We start from the raw sequence: 24672 nt of genomic DNA, 5'->3' as shown, positions 1-24672 counted from the left end.
GAAAACATTAATAATCTATCCCATAGGACAGCCCAACACTGGAACCCGGGTCATTCTCAGGGGTTGTAAACCCCGTTACCTGTCCACCTGTACCTACAGTAGTGTTAAGCTGTAGCCGTTTTGTCAGATCAACTTTTACCTGCGCCTGCGCACCTTTACCGGACAATCCCTCTTTAGCGCCAACATAAACACCCTTCATCACATATTTCCCAGCTTCAACGCTGGCAGCCCCCCGTCCTACGCTGTTGCCTCCGCCAATGGCCAAATGATCCAGCCCCAACGTACTACGGACCTTCCCCATCGGGTCAAAAGTCGAACCGCCGCCAATTTGCACAATAGCCAGCCCAAGAGACGCCAGCTGCGTTGAAGAGAGGGAGTTTCTATCTGTCCCAAACAACAGAATGGACAACACCTCATCACGAGGACGGCTTGGATTGGAGACAAAATCAATCTTCGGATCGCTGGCATAGCCCCGGACCAACAAACTCGCCAGAGTACCATTAGCATTACGGTCCGCCCTGAAATCAATGGTCGGATCAAGCCGGTGGGCCACACCACCACCGTTGAAACCAACCTGCCCATGCGTAAAGTTAAGGTTGATCCCAGCCAGATTAAAATTACCTCTCTTCAGGTTGATACCACCCGTCAAAAGTGGTGCCGTACTGACACCTCCTATGTGCATCTTCCCCTGCATCTCGGCAAACAGGCCGTGCCCTCTCACAAAAAGTCGCCCCGGAGATGTGAAGTCGATATTTAACCCCACAACCAATTTGGGCGCCGGTCGAGCGACTTTCTTTGCCTCCTCCAACGTAATGACCTCTAGCTGGGGCACCGACGCAGGCATAGAATCCGGCAAAGTGATGGAGGCCTCCGGCACTGTAATGTCGCCTTCAACATCAATCCGGGTTGTGGCCTGCCCATGAATATGCAGATGACTATCAATCTCTTCCGTCAGCATATCACTCTGTATCGGCTGGGCCTTAGCCATGAGGAACTGAAGGTCAACCGGCACTCCCGGACGCAGAATACCTACCTGCCCTGTCATGCCTAGCGTCCCTCGCCCAGCCCGAGCAGTAAAATGATCAAGCAGCAGATTATCACCACGAGCCATCAGCACCGCATCAATAGCCTGAAGGTGCACGCCCTGCGCATAATGGTCGAATGATCCATTATGCAGCTGTACCGTTCCGTTAATCTTAGGCTGCTGGATAGGCCCCTTAATCCCGAGATCAAGACTTAACTGCCCTCCCGTCCCCATAGCAGCTGTTCCAAGAAAAGCATTGGCAACCGAAAGCATCAGACGGCCCTTTGCTGAAAGGTCCAACACCCCTGTTGGAGAAAGTGGCACCTGGCCTGTTACTAACAGGGCCATAGGATCACCGGCACGCAACTCCGTCCGCAACTGGGCCGTCTTGCCATTCATCTCCGCCTGTACATGCAACTGTCCTGCCGGTAGCAATACCGTTGACTCACTCAGAAGGCCCAGGTTTGTCCCATCAAGAGTGATACGCCCCACAGGGGCCGTTATGCTGCCTTTCAATTTCGCTGCAGCATTAAACTCACCTCTGGCATGAAGTGACGGAACAAACGGTTCTGCTAAGGCTGGTGTGATATGCTCAAGCCGGGCATCGAGAGCCAAATCGGGCTTAAGTGTCCCATTCAAAGCCACCCGTCCTACCGCCCCATGAGGAGGGCGTAGCTCCAATGAGAGCTTTTCAACGGCAAGCTTCGACCCATAGGCTACGCTAACAGGCGACAGAAGACGGAGCGCATCCCCTTTCACGCTGGCAGATAGTTTTTCCAACTTAACACTCTGCATTGGTAAATTGGCCTGCGCAAGGAGAGCGAAACGGGCCGGTGCTTCCATAACATGATCAAAAGTACCTTCAGTCTGCACAGACAACGCTGTCTGAGGGCCTTTTACTCGCAGTTTCAGATCGCCCGTAATTGCGTTAGCCCGCAAGCCGGAAAGTTGAAGTGCAAGATCCGCCGTAGGGTCCTGCTGAAGATGTTGAATCTCACCTTTCAATTTCAACATATTCACGGCGTAGCCACCCATATGGAACTGACCATCAAGTGCCAGCGTCAAACGATCAGGCTGGATGGGTGGTTTGTCTGCTATCTGTGTTCCCGGTAGCGTATGCATCGCCAGCTGGAGATGACCCGCCATGGGCCTCCCTAAAAGACGACTAAAGCTATCCAACCGGGCGATCTTCAACTCAACATCCCCACGGGGAATACGCCGCCCTGCGGGTAGAGCCACATCTGCCCTGCCCTGCAGTTCTTTCCATTCCAGAGCATCGATAGATGCTGCCATTCCACCATCAACGTTGCGGGCGAAATTCATATGCAGCTTCAGAGGGGACCGGTCGAGCATACCACTCACCTGCACTGCCCCTTGAGGCTGAGACGGAAGATGGGCTACATCCAGCTTTAGATCCAACGGTGCAACAGGCAATGAAACACTAGGGTGTATGACCCCCAGCATACCCCCCAGATGCGCCTGCATAGCCAGGTCCGTCATCGCCCCCCCTACACTGGCCTCCAACGTAGCCTGACCACGTAAGGCTGTGTGCAAAGCTTTCAGATCAGACAGAGCTAATGTGAAAGAGGCAGCTAAAACCTGCTTCGGGTCCAACTGACCTTTCCCCTCTAGCCGGAAAGAACGCCCTCCCAAAACGGCTTGGTCCAGATGCAGCTGACCAGTTCCATCCCGCTTTGCCTGAAGGTGCAGCGTTCCTTGATCCCCAATCAGCGCAACGGCCTGAGCTGGACCTTCCGTCAGGCCGAAACGCCCCTCCAAAGTGGCCACCATATCGCCTGGTGCCTGCAAAGGCACACTGAAATCCCCACCAAGATGCGCTGATCCAGCCATCTGCTGACCGATCAAACCGGCAAGGTCCGGCAATTTCTCTACATCAAGCTGCATATGCCCTGCCAGGGTGGAAGCCACGTTCCCTGCGGCAACCAGTTTTATCGCATCATGCTCTAAGCGTATCTGATAAGGCCTATCAGGCTGATAAGGCTGTATTGTGCCATCAAAAATCAGCGGGGCATCCGCCAAAATGGTTGGGACCTTCCCCGGTACTCTGACACCATCAAGACGGGCAGACAGGGACAACTTACCTGCCTCGTCCTTGCCCGTACGAGCCTTCTGGAAGGCTGCTACATCACGGGCAAGAAGGGCCTGCACTCCGCCTGCCTGTCCATCAAATTGAACATGCACATGCTCCGCTCCGGTTCCTGACGCCATTAGATTCATGCCGTCAAACTGTATGCTACCCTGAGGGTCCAGCATTGCCCCGTGAAGAGCTGCCGTCATATCCAGCTTTTCCCATCCCACATCAGGCCGAAAGGCCATGGGAGGCGCATGAACAGCGAGTGTTAGGTCGTCTTTCAGATGCACACAATCCAGACTACCCTTTACCATGACTGTCAAAGGGCTTTCCTGATGAGTTGCGGCTCGGGCATCCAGCTTAATTGCCAACGCTCGATAAGGACCATCCACAGAGAGATCAACAGACAGAGGGTCCAGCACAGCCATCCCTCCCGGAGAGGTAGCAAAACCATGCACCTCCTCGTCATAATGCAGCTGAAGCTTCCCTCTCTGCCGCTGGGTCTTTAGGTCAACCAAAAGATGGGCTGGATCATCCAAGCGCTCCACCTTCAACCAGAGCTGGGTTGCAGGCATCGCTTTGAAAGATGGCATGTGTGTCAGACTGCTAAGGCTACCCAGATGGGCCCGCCCCTCAATATTCAGACGCGCTGCCTGCCCAAAAACAGTCTGCCCTACTGTCAACAAGGACAGCTCCAAATGATCAACTCGTACACCCCAGTTTGGCAACTCGGTTGGGGATGTTTCCTTAGGTTTTTGGGTCGACGGGAAAACAGGATTGCGATCATAAACAAGCAGTCCCGCCGAAAGATGACGCACATGAACCTGCTTATGCAAAAGAGACAACAAGCTAAGACGCAAGTCGGCATCACGCCCTTCCAGCCATATGCCCTGAGGATCCCGTAAGACCACATGAGAGAGCGCCAGATGCCAAGGCAAAATCCCACTAATTCCCTCGACCTGAACCATGCCGCCCGACCAGTCCGGCAGCTTCTGCTCTACAAACCGTTTGGTCGGCGGAAGATTGATCCCCACAAGCAGCAGCAACACCAGCAGAACCAAGCCTGCCAAAAAGATGGAGCTATACCGGAGAAGCCTGCGTCCCAATGTTAACATCAGAAAGTCTCCCCCAGCCCCAAATAAAGCTCCCATTTATCCCCACGATGCGGCCTGTTGATCGGCACAGCTACATCCACACGGACCGGTCCGATCGGCGTGAAATAGCGGATACCACCACCACAGCCGACACGCAGTTTTCCATGCCCGGGTATGGAATTGCCACTAACCTGACCAGCATCCGCAAAAGCCGCCAGTCCAAAATTTTTGGGCAAACGCTGGCGGAACTCGACAGTCCCAGCATCCATACTTGTTCCACCAATGGCATATTTGGTCGTGCCATATTGTGGCCCGACACCCTGATAACGAAAGCCACGAATAGAGCCCGGACCACCAGCATACAGACGCTGATCCGGTGGTAGATTCCAAGTGCTCGCCCCCTGAATAGACCCCACCATGACACGCACGGCAATGATACTATTGCCCGGTTTTGTTAGGCCCACATGTGTCAGATCGAAATAAGTGGAGGCCTGCATATTCATGGGAATAAAGAAGGATGTCTGATGCTCCATGGAAATGGAAGGCGTCACCCCCAACGACACACGCAGACCATGCGTTGCCGGTTCGATAGGATTGGAGCGGTGAGTACCATCATAATCCAGCTTCACCGGAATAGAAGCGATGAAATAATCCGCCCTTCTACCGAACTGGCGAATATGTTCCTGCTCCAGCGTAACCCCGGCACTTCCAGAAAAATCTTTCCATAGTGGACGCTCAACACGCCCCTGAACTAGAAGAGCTGTCTGCCGGTAAGAATAGAGAAGCTGACGGATCGCCTCGACCCGGAGGTCAAGCACCTGGCTACGCTGTAGAAAATCCGGCTTCATGAAATCCACATAACCATCATAACCAAGCCCCTGCTGCGCCGTTCCTCCCAGCCCCGTAGCCATGGCCGCAACACGCAGCTGCTCACCCCGCCCCAGCAAATTTCTATGCAGCCATGAAACACCGGCACGACCACCCAGATCGGTTGAATACCCAACATCACCTGTCAGGCGATGACGCTTACCCTCAGTAAAATCAAAATCAATCGGCAAAGCCCCATCCACCCCGGCAGGAGAGTGCTGCGTCGCCACTTTCTTGTGGGTTGTCCGCTCCCTCTGGGGAGGCACCTTCTGTTCCGACAGCGGCAGCACCTTATCGCCATTCCTCTGCACGACCGAGGCAAACAAGCCAGTACTGCCCAGATCAAGCCTTGCCTGTTCCAAAACAGAAGGCTGATACAGCTGCCCTTCCCTCAACAATATACGCCGCCGGATATAATCCGGCTTGACCCGTTTCAATCCGTTGAGAGCCATAGGGCCAATAACCAGCTTTGGCCCACGCTTCATCCTGATCTGCACATCAATCTGCTTCCGCTCTGGATGCAGAATGGCTTGAGGAGCTTGCACACTGGATAGGCCGTATCCTTCTTCCTGAAGATAACCCAACAACCGGCCCTGTATAGCCAGCACGTCCGCCGCCACAGCGGGAGCACCGCTCTCCATCCCCAGACTGTCACGCTCCCCTTTCGAAAGGGTTAGAACCTTGCGGACAGCCGGTACATGACTCTGCTGTTTCTCCCCAGCAGCCACCTCCTTGCCGTCCCCCTCATCATCCTCAACAACAATGATCTGCCCGACAGTAAACTGCTCCCCCAACACGGCACCAAGACGGATGGTTACCGTTTCACCAGAACGTATTGAGGACAGAAAACCGGCAAGGTCTGGAGCATGGCCATCAATGGTCTTACCTTCAGCTTGCACCGTAACAGTCACGTGGCCACCGTAATAGCCACGAGACTGCAACGCCCCCTGCAATCGCTCGTAATCTTCCCGTATGCGGCCAGCAAGCGCATATGGACCAACATTTCTGGTCGCCTGAAGGCTCACTAGCTGGGACGCCGCCGCCATACCAGATGTGACATCCTTGTCCGCCGTCGGCACGACCATAGTGGTGTAAGGCAAAGGATGCCGTACGAGCTCATGCACAACGGGCATGCTATCCTCGCCCCATACCGGCATGGTCTCCCATCCCACCAGCCCCACGCATAGTAGTAGCGTTACAATGCGTTCTGCCTGTTTTCCCATCCTGCCTATCAAACGATTACTCGCCATTTTCCCCGCTGGTTCAGCCTAGCTCCGGCCATCCGGCTCCTTATGACAGACAGTTTTGTCTTTAAAAAGTTTCTGTTCTGTCATCTCAAGCTATTCCTCACTCTACCTAAACAAGAAGATCATTCTATCCTGCTGATAAAGATTGTCTCTCCTCCATAAAATGCCTATCTAGACGACTATGTCTGTTGCAGAGCCTCATTCAACCAGAAAACGAAACAGCCAGCGGCCTGTTTTTGACCCGGATCGTCTCTTTGCGGAAGAAAGCCGTGCCTTGCAGGACACATTCATGGACCGCCTGAGGGCCCGCTTGCGGGCTGGTGCCCTGCTGGGCTGGGCTGCAGCCGGATGTGTTGGGCAGGGCTCGTGCCTACTTATGCCGGGCAAGATGTTCCGCCGTTTCCCGCTCTTTTTCTGGAGCGTAGCTTGTCGCATCCTCAATATGGAGGTCCGCACGCTCGGAGAGCGAGCAGGCTCTCTTACCCCCCGTGCGGATAAACGACGGGTCATCTATGTCGCCAATCATAGCTCATGGCTGGATGTGCTGGTACTGGGTAAAGTGCTTCCAGCCTTCTTCATTGCCAAGCAGGAAGTCCGCCATTGGCCAGTCATTGGTTATCTGACCTTTCTGGGACGGACTATCTACATCAACCGCAACCGGCAGGAAGCGGGTCAGGATGTCGAAAACGTTATCAACCAGCTTCGCAAAGGGTATGACATCGCCTTTTTCCCAGAAGGTACAACTTCCAAGGGCAATGGTCTTCTTCCCTTCATGTCATCACTCTTTGCTATTGCAAAACCTGTTCGCCGCCCTGGTGAACCAAAGGCTGATGATCACCCATCCTGCATCATCCAGCCCGTCACAGTTACCTATGACCGGCTAGAGGGGCTGCCTGTTGGGCGGCATCGACGTTCTTTCGTCTTTTCATGGTTTGGTGACATGGATTTCGGCCCGCATCTGATGGGCCTTGGTAAATGGCGTTCCATGCGGGCTACGGTTATGTTCCATCCGCCTATCAAACCAGAGGACTATCCATCCCGCAAAGCACTCTCCAATGCTGCCCGGGCCGCCATTGAACAAGGCAGTGAAGAGCTACGGCAGAACCGGCCGCAGGATACTGCCCTCTCATGACCTGCCCTTTCCTTTTATAAGCCCGCCGATTCACGAACAGACAGCGACTATCATTCATGCCAGAACAGCTTTCCAACTCCCCATCACGAGGCCTGCACATCATCACATGGGGATGTCAGATGAATGTCTATGACAGTGCCCGTATGGCAGATGTTCTGCGACCACTTGGGTACAGCCCGGTAGACCTGCCAGATAATGCGGACATGATCATCCTCAATACCTGCCACATTCGTGAGCGAGCTGCGGAAAAGGTCTTCTCCGAACTGGGGCGGCTACGCCAGATCCGTGAAGCCCGAAAGCTGGAAGGCAAGGAAACCCTCATCGCCGTAGCAGGCTGCGTGGCACAGGCGGAAGGTAAGGAACTGCTGGCCCGTGCCCCTTACGTGGACCTCGTCCTCGGCCCGCAGACCTACCATCGCCTACCCGAGATGGTAGCCCGCATTGCCCGTGCCGGTGGCAGCGTAATTGACACGGACTTTCCTGTTGAATCCAAGTTCGACCTTCTCCCGGAAGAAGCTGCACCGCAAAATGAAGGCAATCTAACGGCCTTTCTCACCATTCAGGAAGGTTGTGACAAATTCTGCTCCTTCTGCGTGGTCCCCTACACACGAGGTGCTGAAACAAGCCGTCCCGTGGCTTCCATTCTGGCAGAAGCTGAACGGCTTGTTGCCAGTGGCGTCAAAGAAATCACCCTACTAGGGCAGAATGTGAATGCCTTTCATGGTGACTGGAATGGCGGAACCGCCTCCCTACCAGAGCTGGCCTCTCTCCTGCACGAAAAGATTCCGGCTCTCAAACGCCTGCGTTACATCACATCCCACCCACGAGACATGGAACAGGCCCTGATTGATGCTCACCGGGATAATCCTATTTTCATGCCGTACCTTCATCTACCGGTCCAGAGCGGATCAGACAAAGTATTGAAGGCCATGAACCGAGGTCATACGGCTGATGAATACCGGGAAATTATCAGCCGCCTCCGACAAGCCCGCCCAGACATCGCTCTGACATCCGACTTCATTGTCGGCCATCCCGGTGAAACAGACGAAGATTTTGAAGCCACCATGCAGCTGGTGCGCGATGTACGATTCGCCAGTGCTTATAGCTTCAAATACTCCCAGCGCCCCGGCACCCCTGCAGCCGGACAGCCTTTTCAAGTTGCTGAGGATGTGAAAGAAAAACGGCTTGCAGCCCTGCAGGCTCTTCTGCGAGAACAACAGGACGCATTCAATGCGTCTCTTGTTGGCACGGTTCAGGATGTTCTTGTCACTGGGCTCGGGCGTAAGCCGGGTCAGTTAAATGGACGGTCCCCCTATCTCCAGCCCGTCCATTTCGAAGGTGACCCATCCCAGATCGGGCAGATCGTCAAGGTTCGTATTACAGCTCCTTTCACCAACTCCCTTGGTGGTCACCTCCATGAACAGGAAGGCACAGCCATTTGAGCCGTTCTGCATCAGCTTCCTTCTCTTCCGGTCAGGAAGGACACCGCACGACAACCCTGCGCTTTGAGGATAATCATCGTCTGCAGAAAGTCCTCGGCGATCATGACCGCCACCTTATCCGCCTAGAACAGGGAACCGGGGCAAGGTTGGTCTGCCGGGGTAATCGTGTAGCCATTTCCGGAGAGACGGAGGCCGTCAATCGGGCGCAGGCTGTCCTCCATGCCCTCTACCAACAGGTCGGCCGGGGTGTGATTCTGGATGGCGATCAGGTTGATGGTGTCATAAGGCTGACAGCTCTGCCATCCCACCGGCGTGTTGCACATCGCTCTTCCACAGAAGGAACAGCCCCACCTATGGATGCTTCTTCACTGGACAACCTTCCGCAGATACAAACCAAGCGTGGCGTCATCGCTCCCCGCTCCCCTGGGCAGAGTGCTTATATGAGCGCACTAGCCAGAAAGGAGCTTGTCTTTGGTCTTGGACCAGCGGGAACAGGTAAGACCTATCTGGCCGTTGCACAGGCTGTAGCCATGTTTCAGGCGGGACAGGTGGACCGTATTATTCTCTCCCGCCCCGCTGTTGAAGCTGGGGAGCGGCTGGGATTCCTGCCCGGCGATATGAGAGAGAAAATCGACCCCTATCTACGGCCCCTCTATGATGCCCTCCATGACATGATGCCCGGCGATCAGGTCTCGCGCCGCATGGCCAGTGGAGAAATTGAAGTCGCCCCACTTGCTTTCATGCGAGGGCGGACGCTGGCTCATGCCTATGTCATCCTTGACGAAGCTCAAAATACCACCCCCGCCCAGATGAAAATGTTTCTGACCCGCATGGGGTCTGGTACACGCATGGCTATTACGGGCGACCTCAGCCAAATTGACCTGCCCCGTGGGGTCACATCCGGCCTACGAGATGCCGTAGCAACGCTGGAAGGTGTTAAAGGCATTGCTGTCTGCCCGCTTACGGCGGCTGACGTTGTCCGTCACCCTCTTGTCGCCCGCATCGTCGAAGCTTACGATCAGCAGAGTGCCGACACAGCATCCGAGCCCTACCATTCTTACCGGACACATGATGAAACGCCCTACCGCTCCCCACGCTGAGGTCCTGATCGCCGATCCACGCTGGCGTGCAGCTTTGGGCAATGTAGAACAGCTCGTCCAGCGAGCCTGCCAGATGGCCCAGCGTCATGGAAACATCTTCCCTGGAGACAGGCCGGGCCCTTCTTTCGTCTTCGCAGATGACCGCCATATCCGGCAGCTTAATGCCCAGTTTCGGGGCAAAAACAAACCGACCAATGTTCTAACCTTCGAGCCGCCAGCCCCCATGCTGGGCGGGGACATCATCCTTGCCTACGAGACCATGCACCGGGAAGCCCTACAGGCTCGAAAGACCCTTCGGGCTCACACGGTCCATCTGACCGTGCACGGCCTCCTCCATCTAGCCGGGTATGACCACCATCATCCGGGTGAAGCCCGACAGATGGAAGGGCTAGAAACCTTCATTCTTAGACGGATGGGCTTTGGCGACCCCTGGAAGCCACGTATCTATCCAAACAGCTGAACCATCCGGTATTACCTCATTCTCTTTCCCCGTCCGTAAACAGGAACATTCCGCACCCGATGAAACTTTTCCACCGCAAGGCACGCACAAAGACCATAAGGCAGCATATTGCTGACCTCGTCCGGGAAGCCGCCAGTCTGGGGAAGACAAATCCTGACGCTCCCGAGCTGGACAGGCAAGAACGGGCACTTATCATGAATGTGCTGCGCCTGCGCACCATCACGGCGGATGACGTCATGGTCCCTCGTGCCGACATTATCGCCATGCCGGATGATCTCTCCTTTGACGAAGCACTAGGCCTGATGCGGGAGGAAAATCACTCCCGTATGCCTGTTTATCATAAGGAGCTAGACGACATCATCGGGATGATCCACGTCAAGGATCTTGTCGCCCATATCGGTACAGAAGAGCCCTTCAATCTACGCTCCCTCCTCCGTCAGCCCTTGCTTGTTGCCCCCAGCATCCCAGTGCTGGACCTGCAGCTCCAAATGCGCCAACGCCGTACCCATATGGCGCTCGTCATCGATGAATATGGTAGTATTGACGGTCTCGTCACCATTGAAGACCTTATCGAAACTATTGTCGGCGACATATCAGACGAACATGACGAACCGGTCACGACCCCGTGGTTCAACCGTCCTGATGGCACGATTGACCTTGACGCTCGCCTGCCAGTTAAAGAACTGGAAGAGCGCCTCGGCCCTGTCCTGACACGAGAAGAACGAGAAGCAGAGATCGAAACCGTTGGCGGCCTTGTCTTTCATCTAGCTGAACATGTCCCCGCCCGTGATGAGGTTCTGGTTCATCCCAGCGGGTTAGAGTTCCGGGTTATTGATTCCGATGCCCGGCACATACTGACCTTGCGAATGCGGGTACCTGCTCATCTTCGGCGTCAGCCGGAAATAACCGAAGGACAGACGATACCTTCTGATCCATCCTCTTGACGGTACGACCTCTCTTACCGTTCATGGCAAGATAAACCGTTAATCGATCCTTTATCATCCCCCTCTTCCAGAAGAAAGGAGCCGTCATGACCGCTCGCCATTCACTTTCACGCCGTCATTTTCTGGCTAGTGGCCCCGCCTTGCTGGCAACTGGCCTAACAGCTGGCAGCTTCATCGCACAGCGTCCCGCTCTGGCACAGACACCTACCCCGGCACCAAAAGACCCCCGCCTTGCCCCCCGCATCATCGGCGATGCTAAGGCTCCTGTACTAGTCCAGGAATGGTTCTCCCTGACCTGCACCCATTGCGCTCATTTTGCGACAGATGTCTTCCCCAAGGTCAAGGAACAGTTCATTGATACTGGAAAGATCCGCTACCAGTTCCATGACTTCCCGCTGGATCAAGTAGCCATGATTGCCGCTATGGTCGCACGCACCTTGCCGGAGGAACGTTATCTGCCCTTCATAAGCTCCCTCTTCTCCCGCCAGATGCAATGGGCCTTCTCTGGTGGGGACCCGATTGCTCATCTCAAGCAAGAAGCTGCCCTCGCCGGTATTGCCCCTAATGAGTTTGATAAGATCAGCAAAGACATGACATTCGGGCAGGAACTATACCAGCTAACCCAGCAGGACGGGCAGACCTACGACATCAAGGGCACACCGTATTTCCGCTTCAATAATACGCCCTTCGCTCAAGACCCCGAAACTGTAGAAAAATTCGCCGAGCTCGTCAGCAAGGCCTGATCACCACTCTCAACTCCTCCATCGTTACAGTCCAAACGGGGTTCAATGACACAGCATAAGGCGCTCACGACCCGCCTCGATATTGTTGGCTTCAAAAGCTTCGCTGATGAGGTCCATCTGGACATTCTTCCCGGTCTTACCGGTATTGTTGGCCCTAACGGGTGCGGCAAGTCCAATATTGTCGAGGCCCTGCGTTGGACGATGGGGGAAAGCTCAGCCCGTGCACTGCGTGGTGGCGAAAGTGACGACCTCATTTTCGCCGGGACAGGGAGTCGACCAGCCCGCAATCTAGCTCGCGTCACCCTCCATCTGGCGGCTGCCACCGGTCTCGCCCCACCACCATTTCAGCAATCTGAAGAGCTAGAAGTCTCGCGACAGGCAGAACGTGGTGCCGGCAGTACCTACCGCATCAATAACCGTGTCATGCGGGCCAAAGATGTGCAGACCATCTTTGCGGACCTTTCCTCCGGGGCGCGCAGTTCCTCTATCATCAGTCAGAACCGTGTCAGCCAGCTCATTGCAGCAAAGCCGGAAGAACGCCGCCTCCTATTGGAGGAAGCCGCCGGCATTACTGGCCTGCATGTCCGCCGTCGGGATGCTGAACTGAAACTCCGGCAAGCTGAAAGCAATCTAGAACGAGCCGAAGAGCATCGTCAGACGCTCGACCAGCAGCTCAGCAATCTTTCTACCCAGTCTGAACAGGCCCGACGCTACCGGCACGCTTCCGAAACCATTCGTCAGCATGAACGGGCCCTGCTCATCCTCCAGCACGCCAGAGCGGAAGAGCTGGTCAAAAGTCGCCGTGCTGCGCTGGAAAAAGCCCGTGAGGCTCTGACCAAAAGCGAGAAAGCCTTTCAAACAGCACAGAACCATGTCAACACCCAACGAGAAAAGCACCAGCAGGAAGGCGATGAGCTAGCAACCCTCCGCCGTAAGCTAGAGCAAGTCCGCATCCATGTCGGCATCACGGAATCCGCTCTTCAACACAGGCAAAAAGCTTCGGAAGATCACACCCGCCAGCGAACCCAGTTGGAGGACGATCTCGCCCGCCAGAAGGCTGAACTAACCCGGCTGGAAGAACAGCAGACCACGACGCAAAAGGCCCTAGAGCAACTTGCCTTACACAGGCAAACAGCAACGGCCAAAATACCGGAACTGGAACAACAGCTTAATGAGCTGAAACAGCAAGAAGCAGCCCAACAGGCTGAACATGCGGCACTTTCTACCCGTTATCAGGATGGAACACTCCAGCATGAACGGCTCCTAAGCCGCCAGCAGGAACTAGTTCGGCAGATCGCCGATGACCGCACAAACATTGAGCATCTGACAGCCGAACTACAAATTATTGAACAAGACTGTGCTCAGAACACGATCGCCGATCAGCGACGCCAGCAGGTGGCAAACAGTCTGGAACAGGCTGCAGCCTGCGAGCACACGGCCAAAGAGGCAGAAACACAGTTTCAAGAACAGAGGCTCATCAGCGAACGTACGCAACGTGATTTACAAGAAGCACAAGCACGACTTCGGCAACTGCAACAGCGTGAACAAGAACTGACGCAGGCTATCGCCAAACAGCAGGACCGCCTGAAGGCAGATCAGACACAAAGTCAGGACGTCAGAAACAACCTGCTTAATGAAGCAGACAAGAAACAGCTTGCACTTGCCTATCAGGCCGCAGAGGAAAAGGCAGAGCAGGCTTCTCACACTGAAAAAGACCTAATCCAGAAACGGGAAAAAGCGGAAACACTCTGGCTGAAAGAACAAGCGGCGTTAGAAAAGTGCCAGCAACGTCACGGGTTCTTACAACAAGACATCACCCGGCTTACCGAGCAGCTAAAAGAACAGCAAGAACGCCACGCTACCGCACAGACCAGTCTTAAAAATACTCAGGCTACAGCCATCAGCTCCAAAAAGCTTGAAATAACCCAAGCTAACCTCAACACGCTGAAAGAACAGATCACTTCACGCCTCGAAACCATAGCGCAAGCCGAAGAGCAGCATGAACATCTTCTGAAGCAAGAAGAAGAAGCACGTCATGCTCTGCAAAAAATCGAGGCAGACCTGCTTCGCCATAAGGGAGAATATGAAGGACTGCACCGCAGCCTGCACAGCAGCCTCCTGACCATCCCTCATCCCATACTAGACCAACTGGACATTCCGGACACCCTCACCAAGGCAGTCGCCAGTGCTATAACGGACGGGCTGGAGGCATCTCTCCCACCTAAAGGCGACATGCTTGCCGATACACCACGGCAATGGCGTTCCCTCCCCTCCCTTACGGAACAGGCCTTAGCAAATAAACAACTGGCAACCCTACCCAGCCTCGCCTCGCTGATAACAACACCTGCCCCCCTAGAACGGGCCTTTCGTGCCATTTTCCTTCTAGAAAAAGCTGAAGATGGCCCCGCGCTTCAGGTTCATCTCCACCCCGGGCAAGCACTGGTGACTAACGACGGTGCTCTGTGGCGTTGGGATGGCTTCATTCGCCAGCCCAACACGCCCACGGCTGAAATGGTTCGTCTCCAGCAGGCGCAGCGTCTTAAAAAGACCGAAACAGTCATCAAGACACTCACCCAGAGCTATGATGCCCAAAAGGACGTCACTCATGCTCTACACCAGCAACGTGAAGCGCTGGAACAGACACTAACGGAACAGCGTCAATCCTGTCAGAAGGAACGTGACGAACAGGCACAACAGACAAACTTTCTGGATGGTCTAACCCAACGCCATGCCTTCCAGCAGGAACAGATCGCCCTTCTCCAGAAAGAGGTTTCCAACCATGCAGCGCAGCAGGAGCGTATAAAAAAGCAGCTTGATGCTGCCCAGACAGACCTAGCAGCCCTCTCCCTATCGGATAGACCTGTGTCCGATGCCGCCGCCGCTCTCCAGGCAATTCGAACAGAAGAACAGGCAGCCCGAACTGCCTGTGAGCTGGCCCGCACCCAACAGCAGAAAGCTGAATCTGAACAACAGCAAGCCCTGTTCAGAGACAATGCCCTCAAGGAACGGCTGGAGGAGTTAACACACACCATTACCCGCCTTGAACAGGACATCAAAGAACTAACTGAACAGAAACAAGGCATCCTAGATGCACGGGCGCAGATCAACCTTTCTGCCCTGCAGCTGGATATGGAAAAAGCACAGAGTGCCCTCCAGCAATCCAAGCAAGCAGCCACAGACGCTAGCCAGAAAGCCGACATAGCCCGCAGAGACGCCACGCTACAAGAGCAGGCCCTGCAAGAGCAGAGCCGCCGGCTCGCCGGTCTTCAGGCCAAGCAGGAAAGTCTTGCCCAACAGCGCAAAACCTTGCAGGCGGCTTTGGAGAAACGTCTGAGCGATGAGGAAAACTGCCAGAAAAATCAGAGTAAGCTCCCAGATATAGCCTCCCTGAAAGCACAACTGGATCAGATGGGGGACGAACTAGCCAAAACGAAGGCCAACCTCCAGCGCTATCAGACAGACCATAACGCTCTGATGCAGGAACTATCCCTGCTAAAGGAGCGACATGACCATCTTCAGGCTGATAGCCAAAAACAGGCTGAACACCATACCCAGCTACAGGCCCGCATTGCGGATCTGAAGGATCGTCATTCTGCCCTGATGGCCGCAACACCAGACAAAGCAGAAGATAGCAGCCTCACCCACCATCAAGAGCAGCTCCAGCAGGATATGGAAACGCTCAAAACGCTGGAAGAAGCAGAACAAGCACTCACTACCCGTCTCACCCAGACTGCGGCTACCCTGCAGGAGCAACAGGCCCTTCTGGACCACCACAAGGAGGGAGGCAGCCGCTACCGTGAGGATACCATCCGCCTTGGGGAACGGGTTGAGCAAGCCGAGGAAGCACTGGCTCTTCTCCGCCACGATGCGCCGCTACCAGAAAATCCCGAAGTGCCAGAAAATATCTCAGCCGAGGCCGAACAGACTCTACGACAGGCCCTAAAGCGTGCCACAAAGCACCGTGATGACCTGGGGCCAGTCAACCTCTGTGCCGAAGAAGAATTTCAGACGGCCCAGAAGGAGTCCGAACGAATCGCTAAGGAACATCAGGACCTTGCCAGTGCCATCGCACGCCTACGGGGCGGGGTCGGGGCGATCAACCGTGAAGGACGGCAGCGTCTCATGGCCGTTTTTGCAGATGTTAACGAACATTTTCAGAAGCTCTTCACCCGTATGTTCGGTGGCGGCAAGGCGCACCTTCAGATGGTCGGCAGTGACGACCCTCTGGAAGCCGGACTGGAAATATTCGCCCAGCCCCCCGGTAAAAAACTATCTACCCTGTCTCTTCTCTCCGGCGGAGAGCAGGCCCTTACGGCCCTTTCCCTTATTTTTGCAGCATTCCAATGTACGCCTGCTCCTATCTGCGTGCTGGATGAGGTAGATGCACCTCTTGATGATGCAAACGTAGAACGCTTCTGCACACTAATCAGAGATATCACCCAAGAAACAGGCACACGCTTTCTGGTCATCACCCATCACCAATTGACCATGGCCCATATGGATCGCCTCTATGGGATCACTATGCAGGAACGAGGCGTGAGCCGCCTACTCTCCGTCAATCTGGATGAAAGCATCCGTATGGTAAGTGGTTGACCTTCTGTCATTATCATCAGACAATTAGTGCCCTTTAAGGCAACTGGAGGCTGAGTTTCCAAAACCGTGAACGATCGACCTATCTTTTCAGAACCACTGCTTGACGAATCGGTCTTATCCCGCATTCGTGAGCATGGTCTTCGCGTTGTGGGAGACGTGCACGGTGATCTCAATGCTTTCCGCCATGCCATAGCCACAAAACGCTTCATCATCCAACTTGGTGATCTGGTCGATCACGGACCAGACAGTGCTGGCGTGCTGGAGACCATGTTAGACCTGCTGGAGACCCGCAGAGGCATGTTCGTTCTAGGCAATCACGACCGCAAACTGGGTCGTGCACTAGAAGGGCGACGGCTACGGCGGGATCTCCCGCTGGAAACCACCCTAAAGCAGATTCAGACCTCTACTGCCGAGGACCTTGCCAATCGCTCCTACCAAGCTATTGCTCGGGCACCGGCATGGCAAAGGCTGGGTAATATGCTCTTTGTTCACGGTGGGTTCCATACGGCCATGCTCTCCGGCCCACCACCACAGACAGGGCTTGCCGACATGTCTGCCCCCCTCTCCCGAGCACTCTTCGGGGAGACGACCAGCCGCCTTCAGCCGGACGGCTACCCAGAAAGACGACTGAGCTGGATTAACCGTATTCCCGAAAGCACAACCGTCTATGTCGGCCACGATAGGCGGTCTCTTGATGGCCGCCCTCTGCATCGCACCGGTCGACTAGGGGGAAAAGCCATCTTTATGGATCTTGGCGCTGGTAAAGGCGGCCATCTTGCATGGATTGATCTCAATGACTTCTGAGCATGACACACTTCTTGATCCAACACAGCAGCTGGCGGCCCTCCGCCAGCGCATCGATAATATTGATGCAGCCCTTATCTATATGCTGGCAGAACGGTTCCGCTGCACAGCTGATGTAGGAGCACTAAAAGCATCTTTCCACCTCCCTGCCTGCGACCCAGCCCGTGAGAAAGAGCAGCTCACCCGCTTACGTACTCTGGCCAATGATGCGGGACTTGATGAAGACTTCACGAAAAAGTTTTTCACCTTTCTTGTCGGAGAAGTCATTGCCAACCATAAGGTCATTGCCTCAAAAACTCGTCACAAATCCTCTTCTTCCAAGATAGTAGGGGAATAAGTTAATCTATTTTACCTATGGAAACCTCATAGGCTTAATTCATTTATCTATTTTTCTATCTCCCAAAAATGCCTCCATAGTTACGACATGGTTTCTGCTAAACTGGAGATAGTGCCGTGTCACCATCATCTTCCAGACCAAAGCTAGGAATTGCGAGCCTAATTACCTACGCTCTGGCTCTACTAATCCTGCTCTTTGGTCTTTATTTCGTCATTTTTGGGTCATGGCTCATTCTTTTGGGTGGGTCTTGGTATTACACCCTATGCGGGATCCTTCTCTGCATTTCCGGTGTCTATCTCTTTCGCCAAAACCCCGTGGGAGCCTGGAGCTATTTGCTCGCTTGGGCCCTGACCATACCTTGGACCATCTATGAAGTTGGCTTCCACTTCTGGGGATGGTTGCCTCGCCTCTTCGGCCCCACCTTGCTGGCTATTGCCGTTGCTGCCTGCATACCTCACCTTCTTCGTAACCAGAAGGAACACCACAATGCGTAATCAGGCTTATCTCCTCGGGGTTCTTCTGACGGGTACCGTTCTGGGGGCCTCACTTCCCTTCCAGACGGCTCGAGCACAGATCCCGCCCTCCGTTGAAACACCCGGCCCAGATAATGACACCCCGGTAGCGGAGCAGGCGACATCCAGCATTTTCCATGATCCAGCTCCTGGAACGCCGCAACCTCCCAGCGTAAATCCGGCCAATCTGCCGGACATTGATGAACTACCAATTGATCAGCTACCGCAGGCTGTTCCGCAGCAAAGTGCCAATCCCAAGCCGGAGGACTGGCCCGCTTACGGGCGTGACGATCAGGCCACACGCTTCTCCCCCCTGACACAAATCACACCGGAAAATGTCGGGAAATTGCAGCGGGCCTTTGTTTATCATACCGGCAGCCTTCCCCCTAAAGACAAACCCAATAAATGGGCGGCAGAAACTACGCCGATCAAGGTTGGGGATTCCTTGTATCTCTGCTCCGCCACAAACGACATGATGCGTGTCGATGCAGCTACAGGGCAGGAAAAATGGCACTTCCATGCCCATGAAAGCTATGATGCCATCCCCTACACCGCAGCGTGTAAGGCTGTCACCTACTACACCTCTTCCACCGCTGCGGAGGGGCAACCCTGCCATAACCGCATCATCGAATCGACATTAGATAATCGACTGATTGCTGTTGATGCTGATGACGGCAAACTCTGCGAGAGCTTTGGTCATGGTGGGCAGGTCAATCTCATGCAAGGCATGGGCTGGTCCGTCCCCGGCTTTGTGGCTATGACAACGGCACCTCCCATCATCAATGGTGTGATTGTCGTCAATCATGAAGTGCTGGACGGCCAACGCCGCTGGGCACCGTCCGGTGTCATCCGGGGGTATGATGCCGAAAGCGGCAAGTTCCTCTGGGCATGGGATGTCAATAATCCAAACGATCATCACCAGCCGGACAAAGACCATTATTACAGCCGTGGTACGCCCAACTCTTGGGCCGCCATGACCGGCGATAATGCTCTGGGCTTGGTTTATGTTCCCACAGGTAACTCTGCTGCTGACTATTACAGTGCTATGCGCAGCGATGCAGAGAACAAGGTTTCGTCCTCTGTAGTTGCGCTGGATGTCCGCACTGGTGAACCACGCTGGGTCTTCCAGACCGTCCATAAGGATGTCTGGGATTATGACATCGGCTCTCAGGCCACGCTGTTCGACTATCACGCTGATGATGGTAGCGTCATTCCTGCCCTCATCATGCCTACAAAACGGGGACAGACCTTCATCCTCGACCGCCGGACAGGGAAGCCCTTGCCAGATTTCCCCGTCGTGGAAAAACCTGCTCCTAACCCTGGCTTTGTTAAAGATGATCCACGGGCTCCAACGCAGCCTTGGTCTATCGGCGTGCCTCGCCTTGGCTTCCCGCCACTGACAGAAGCAGCCACATGGGGCATCTCCCCTCTGGATCAACTAGCTTGCCGCATCAAGTTCCGGCGTGCCCATTATGTTGGTGAGTTCACACCACCTACTATCAAGCAGCCGTGGCTTGAATATCCCGGCTACAATGGTGGCAGCGACTGGGGTAGCATTTCCTACAACCCGCAGACAGGCATCATGCTCGCCAACTGGAGCAGCCTGCCTATGTATGATCAGCTGGTGAGCCGCAAGAAAGCCGACAAGATGGGGCTGATTCCCATCGACTCACCGCAGTATAATCCTGGTGCCGGTGGGGCTGAAGGCAACGGGGCACAGGCGCAAACACCATATGGTATTGTTGTTACCCCTTACTGGAACAGCTTTACCCAGATGATGTGCAATGAGCCACCATATGGAGTGATTACAGCCATTGACCTGAAAGCACATAAGGTCCTCTGGCAGAAGCCACTTGGTTCAGCTCGTGCCAATGGCCCCTGGGGTATACCGACAGGCCTGCCGCTGACAATCGGCACACCAAACAACGGTGGGTCCGTTATGACAGCAGGCGGCGTAGCATTCATCGGTGCTTCGACTGATAACCAGATACATGCCATTGACCTCAAGACAGGCAAGACACTCTGGACTGACGTCCTGCCCGGCGGGGGACAGGCCAATGCCATGACTTATGCCGTAAATGGTCGGCAATATGTTGCCATTATGGCAGGGGGGCATCACTTTATGCGTAGCCCTGTTTCTGATGCTCTGGTCGTCTATGCGCTACCGGAAGCTGATAAAAAGTAATACACTATTTACTGGCCACATGACCTGTTCATGTGGCCAGTACTTTTCAAAAATTAATCTAATTTACCTATAAAATATATAAAACTATCTTATTTATCTATTTTTCTATTCTGATATTCTGCCCTCATAGTCACAGTATGTTCTTTATTTTACTGGAGACAGAACTGTGTCTTTTTTCTCTTATCCGAAGAAGAAACCAGGGGTCGCCGATGTGCTCGTCTGGATACTTGCCCTGTTGATTCTGCTCTTCGGTCTTTATTTCGTCATTTTTGGGTCATGGCTCATTCTTTTGGGTGGGTCCTGGTATTACACCCCATGCGGGATCCTCCTCTGCATTTCCGGTGTTTACCTCTTCCGTCAGAACATTGCGGGAGCGTGGGGCTATTTGCTCGCTTGGGTCCTGACCATACCTTGGACCATCTATGAGGTTGGCTTCCACTTCTGGGGGTGGCTACCTCGCCTCTTCGGCCCCACCCTGCTGGCTATTGCCGTTGCTGCTTGCATACCTCACCTTCTCCGTAACCAGAAAGTCAGTATCGATGCGTAATCAGGCCTATCTTCTTGGTATCCTTCTGAGCGGTACTGTGCTCGGTGCGTCATTCCCAGCAGCGCAGGCACAAGAAACTGCTCCCCCTAGCACCACTCACAGGGCCATTCCTCCAGAGGACGTAGCCTCCAGCATTTACCATCCGCCCGCCCCTGAAACGCCACAGGCAACGGGCGTTAACGCAGCCAATTTGCCGGATGTTGACGAACTGCCAATTGACCAATTGCCGCAGGCTGTTCCGCAAGAAAGTGCCAACCCCAAACCTGAGGACTGGCCTGCCTACGGGCACGACGACAGAGCAACCCGTTATTCCCCGTTAAAGCAAATCACCCCGGAGAATGTCGGGAAACTGCAACGGGCCTTCGTCTATCACACAGGCGTTCTGGTCCCTAAGGGTAACCTCAACCGACTGGCACCGGAGACCACACCGATCAAAATTGGGGATTCCCTGTATCTCTGCTCAGCCACCAACGACATGATGCGCATTGATGCCACAACGGGCAAAGAGAAATGGCGTTTCCACTCTCACGAGAGTTACGATGCTATCCCCTTCACATCCGCCTGTAAGTCCGTCACCTACTATACCTCGTCCACGGTACCAGAGGGGCAGCCCTGCCATAACCGCATCATTGAAGGCACTCTGGATAACCGCATGATTGCCGTAAACGCTGATGACGGGAAACTCTGCGAAGGCTTTGGTCATGGTGGGCAGGTCAATCTCATGCAGGGTATGGGCTGGTCTGTTCCGCGTTTCGTCGGGGTGACAAGCCCAGTTCCCATCATCAATGGTGTGATTGTCGTCAATCATGAGGTGCTGGACGGCCAACGCCGCTGGGCGCCGTCTGGTGTCATCCGGGGGTATGATGCCGAAAGCGGCAGGTTCCTCTGGGCATGGGATGTCAATAATCCAAACGATCATCACCAGCCAGACAAAGACCATTATTACAGTCGTGGTACACCTAACTCTTGGACAGCCATGACGGGCGATAATGCTTTAGGGCTGGTTTATGTCCCTATGGGCAACTCATCAGCTGACTACTATAGCGCTATGCGCAGCGATGCAGAGAACAAGGTCTCATCCTCTGTAGTTGCGCTGGATGTCCGTACTGGTGAACCACGCTGGGTCTTCCAGACCGTCCATAAAGATGTCTGGGATTATGATATCGGCTCTCAGGCCACGCTGTTCGATTATCACGCTGATGATGGCAGCGTCATTCCTGCCCTCATCATGCCTACAAAACGGGGGCAAACCTTCATCCTCGACCGCCGGACAGGGAAGCCCCTGCCAGATTTCCCCGTCGTGGAAAAATCCGTTCCAACCGAAGGTGGCGTGAAGGATGACCAGCGTACACAAACGCAGCCATGGTCTGTCGGTGTGCCTCGTCTTGGTTTCCCAAAACTCACAGAAGCTGACATGTGGGGTATGTCGCCACTGGATCAACTCGCTTGCCGCATCAAGTTCCGGCGTGCCCATTATGTTGGCGAGTTCACACCGCCCTCCCTCGACCGCCCGTGGATTGAAGCACCAGGCTACAATGGCGGCAGTGACTGGGGCAGCATTTCCTATAATCCGCAAACAGGCATCGTACTGGCAAATTGGAACAATGTTCCCATGTACAACCAGCTCGTAACCCGGAAAACAGCGGACCAGCTACGCCTGATTCCGGTCGATGTTCCCCAATACACACCACGTCATGGCATGACAGCCGGTAATGCAGCACAAGCCGAAACCCCTTACGGTGCCCTGGTTGGACCATTCTGGAATGAATTTACGAGGGTGATGTGCAACGCTCCACCCTACGGCATGGTCACCGCCATCGACCTAAAGGCACATAAGGTCCTCTGGCAACGTCCCTTTGGTTCGGCTCGCGCCAATGGGCCATGGGGCATACCGACAGGCATGCCGCTAACAATCGGCACACCAAATAACGGTGGGTCCGTCATGACAGCGGGCGGAGTCGCCTTCATTGGTGCTTCCAGTGACAATCAGATCCATGCCATTGACCTTAAAACGGGCAAAACGCTCTGGACTGATGTGCTTCCAGGAGGCGGGCAGGCCAATGCTATGACCTATGCTGTAAATGGTCGGCAATATGTCGCCATCATGGCAGGGGGGCATCACCTTATGGGAACACCTGTCTCCGATCAGCTGGTCGTTTATGCTCTGCCAGAGCAGGATGCAAAATAACTGCCTCCTTCTGGCTGTCTGATCTTCCAGACGGCCAGAAGGAAGCCTTTTTCAAGGCACAACAGGCATCAAAAAAGCGGAGACCCCGTCGGTGCTCCGCTTCATCGTATTCTGGCCTGCAGCTATATCAGACCGTGTCGTGTTCTCAGCGTGGGTTTATCGGCGGACAATTACAGCCCCGTGTTGGGTCTGAAGAACGCCGAACAATATGATGATCTATCCATTCTGAGACCAGAAGGCGGGCTTCTGGCAGAGACGATTCTGGGTGATGTATCCGATACAGGGTAGTGCAAGCAGCAAAGATGCTCATCTCACTCTGCCCCATATCATGCAGCTCCTGATAAGCTGTAATTACGGCGCGTTCGCATTTACGACCGATATGACCAGTTGCAACTTTCATATCCCATACCCTTACAATACCCTGTTCCCCGAAGGAAAAACCTCCATTGAGAAAGACAGGACTTCCTCATCGCTCCTGCCCATAACAGAATAAAGCGTCATCAATAAGGAGAATAGGCAAAAAAGGCATCTTTACCCTACCCCTCTCCCCTTCTAACGGGTAGATGTCTCCAAAGGAACCATTTTTCGAGATTACGGAGAGAATAATGCCTGCATCTGGCACAGCATCAAATCTGGGCATCCGCCCCACACAGTGGGATCGTGATGCTGCGCTGACAACGGCGCGCATTCTTCTGGAAATCAAGGCCATTAACTTCCGCCCTAGCGAACCGTACACACTGACCTCCGGCTGGAAGTCCCCGGTCTATATCGACTGCCGCAAGATTATTTTCTTCCCCCGCGCCCGTAAGAAACTGATGGAACTGGCTGTCGAAAAAATTGGCCGGCACATCGGCTATGAGAGCATTGATGCTGTTGTGGGTGGTGAGACAGCAGGTATTCCTTTTTCCGCATGGATTGCCGACCGTCTGATGACACCTATGGCCTATGTTCGCAAAAAACCCAAAGGGTTTGGCCGCAATGCGCAGATTGAAGGCGATGTGCCGGAAGGTATGCGCACCCTGTTGGTGGAAGACCTAACAACAGACGGTGCCTCCAAGATCCGCTTTGCCAATGCTCTGCGGGAGGCTGGTGCCATTGTGGATCATACGTTTGTGGTCTTCTTCTATGGCGTTTTCCCCGGTGCGCAGAAGACCCTTCAGGAGATGGGCATCAGCCTGCACGCTCTCTGCACATGGTGGGACGTACTGGAAGCCTGTGCCGATGGTCAGTATTTCTCCGCCGAAGATAGCGCAGAGGTTCGCCGCTTCCTTGAAGACCCATGCAGCTGGTCCAAAGCTCATGGTGGCGTAGGCAGCGCAGAGGAAGCACTCGCCTTCAAGCGGGGCTAATTCATCTCCTTC

The 24672-nt window shown here is 54.4% G+C and carries 17 protein-coding genes; 14 read left to right on the top strand and 3 right to left on the bottom strand.

What is annotated here, in order from left to right:
- Window positions 1-7: 7 nt before the first annotated feature.
- Both CPA57_RS01190 and CPA57_RS01185 read right to left on the bottom strand, forming a co-directional pair.
- Window positions 8-4231: a translocation/assembly module TamB domain-containing protein gene (locus CPA57_RS01190; protein ID WP_182080764.1), complete on the bottom strand. Its 4224-nt coding sequence runs from the start codon at window positions 4229-4231 to the stop codon at window positions 8-10.
- Complete coding sequence (locus CPA57_RS01185) at window positions 4231-6327, bottom strand: autotransporter assembly complex protein TamA (RefSeq protein WP_229709175.1); 2097 nt, start codon at window positions 6325-6327, stop codon at window positions 4231-4233. Before CPA57_RS01185 ends, CPA57_RS01190 begins: the two co-directional genes overlap by 1 nt.
- A gap of 178 nt (window positions 6328-6505) precedes the next feature.
- Between CPA57_RS01185 and CPA57_RS01180 the strand changes: the two genes are divergently transcribed.
- The 13 genes from CPA57_RS01180 to CPA57_RS01120 all read left to right on the top strand — a co-directional run bounded on the left by CPA57_RS01180 (window position 6506) and on the right by CPA57_RS01120 (window position 23311).
- A complete protein-coding gene (locus CPA57_RS01180; RefSeq protein ID WP_182080763.1) occupies window positions 6506-7456 on the top strand; it encodes a lysophospholipid acyltransferase family protein in 951 nt (316 codons plus the stop codon).
- Window positions 7457-7512: 56 nt separating this feature from the next.
- Window positions 7513-8898, top strand: coding sequence for a tRNA (N6-isopentenyl adenosine(37)-C2)-methylthiotransferase MiaB (miaB, locus tag CPA57_RS01175; RefSeq protein ID WP_182080762.1), 1386 nt, complete (start codon window positions 7513-7515; stop codon window positions 8896-8898).
- On the top strand, window positions 8895-9998 hold the full coding sequence (locus CPA57_RS01170; RefSeq protein ID WP_182080760.1) for a PhoH family protein: 1104 nt from the start codon (window positions 8895-8897) through the stop codon (window positions 9996-9998). The genes miaB and CPA57_RS01170 overlap by 4 nt, the downstream gene beginning before the upstream one ends.
- The gene (gene ybeY / locus CPA57_RS01165) at window positions 9967-10458 is read left to right on the top strand and encodes an rRNA maturation RNase YbeY (protein WP_326831331.1); all 492 of its coding nucleotides are present in this window, start codon (window positions 9967-9969) and stop codon (window positions 10456-10458) included. The genes CPA57_RS01170 and ybeY overlap by 32 nt, the downstream gene beginning before the upstream one ends.
- Before the next feature lie 59 nt (window positions 10459-10517).
- The gene (locus CPA57_RS01160; protein WP_182080758.1) at window positions 10518-11402 is read left to right on the top strand and encodes a hemolysin family protein; all 885 of its coding nucleotides are present in this window, start codon (window positions 10518-10520) and stop codon (window positions 11400-11402) included.
- An 86-nt stretch (window positions 11403-11488) separates the two neighbouring features.
- Window positions 11489-12145, top strand: coding sequence for a thioredoxin domain-containing protein (locus tag CPA57_RS01155; RefSeq protein ID WP_182080756.1), 657 nt, complete (start codon window positions 11489-11491; stop codon window positions 12143-12145).
- A 45-nt stretch (window positions 12146-12190) separates the two neighbouring features.
- On the top strand, window positions 12191-16738 hold the full coding sequence (locus CPA57_RS01150; protein ID WP_182080754.1) for an AAA family ATPase: 4548 nt from the start codon (window positions 12191-12193) through the stop codon (window positions 16736-16738).
- Between the two features lie 147 nt (window positions 16739-16885).
- Window positions 16886-17542, top strand: coding sequence for a metallophosphoesterase (locus tag CPA57_RS01145; RefSeq protein WP_182080752.1), 657 nt, complete (start codon window positions 16886-16888; stop codon window positions 17540-17542).
- The gene (locus tag CPA57_RS01140; protein ID WP_182080750.1) at window positions 17532-17879 is read left to right on the top strand and encodes a chorismate mutase; all 348 of its coding nucleotides are present in this window, start codon (window positions 17532-17534) and stop codon (window positions 17877-17879) included. Before CPA57_RS01145 ends, CPA57_RS01140 begins: the two co-directional genes overlap by 11 nt.
- Window positions 17880-17995: 116 nt before the next feature.
- Entirely contained in the window at window positions 17996-18373 is a 378-nt protein-coding gene (locus tag CPA57_RS01135) for a glycerol dehydrogenase (protein ID WP_326831330.1), read from the top strand.
- Window positions 18366-20576, top strand: coding sequence for a pyrroloquinoline quinone-dependent dehydrogenase (locus CPA57_RS01130; protein ID WP_182080748.1), 2211 nt, complete (start codon window positions 18366-18368; stop codon window positions 20574-20576). Before CPA57_RS01135 ends, CPA57_RS01130 begins: the two co-directional genes overlap by 8 nt.
- 166 nt (window positions 20577-20742) lie before the next feature.
- Complete coding sequence (locus tag CPA57_RS01125) at window positions 20743-21123, top strand: glycerol dehydrogenase (RefSeq protein ID WP_182080746.1); 381 nt, start codon at window positions 20743-20745, stop codon at window positions 21121-21123.
- Window positions 21116-23311, top strand: a complete 2196-nt coding sequence (locus CPA57_RS01120) for a pyrroloquinoline quinone-dependent dehydrogenase (protein WP_182080744.1) — start codon at window positions 21116-21118, stop codon at window positions 23309-23311. The genes CPA57_RS01125 and CPA57_RS01120 overlap by 8 nt, the downstream gene beginning before the upstream one ends.
- A gap of 145 nt (window positions 23312-23456) precedes the next feature.
- Here CPA57_RS01120 and CPA57_RS01115 read toward each other — a convergent pair whose 3' ends face one another.
- Complete coding sequence (locus CPA57_RS01115; RefSeq protein ID WP_182080742.1) at window positions 23457-23711, bottom strand: hypothetical protein; 255 nt, start codon at window positions 23709-23711, stop codon at window positions 23457-23459.
- A gap of 205 nt (window positions 23712-23916) precedes the next feature.
- Here CPA57_RS01115 and CPA57_RS01110 point away from each other — a divergent pair, with 205 nt between their 5' ends.
- A complete protein-coding gene (locus tag CPA57_RS01110) occupies window positions 23917-24660 on the top strand; it encodes an orotate phosphoribosyltransferase (RefSeq protein WP_077395596.1) in 744 nt (247 codons plus the stop codon).
- Window positions 24661-24672 lie beyond the last annotated feature (12 nt).

It is taken from the genome of Bombella favorum, from assembly GCF_014048475.1.
GTDB classification, from domain to species: Bacteria; Pseudomonadota; Alphaproteobacteria; order Acetobacterales; family Acetobacteraceae; genus Bombella; species Bombella favorum.
This window is presented reverse-complemented; position numbering and strand designations above follow the sequence as displayed.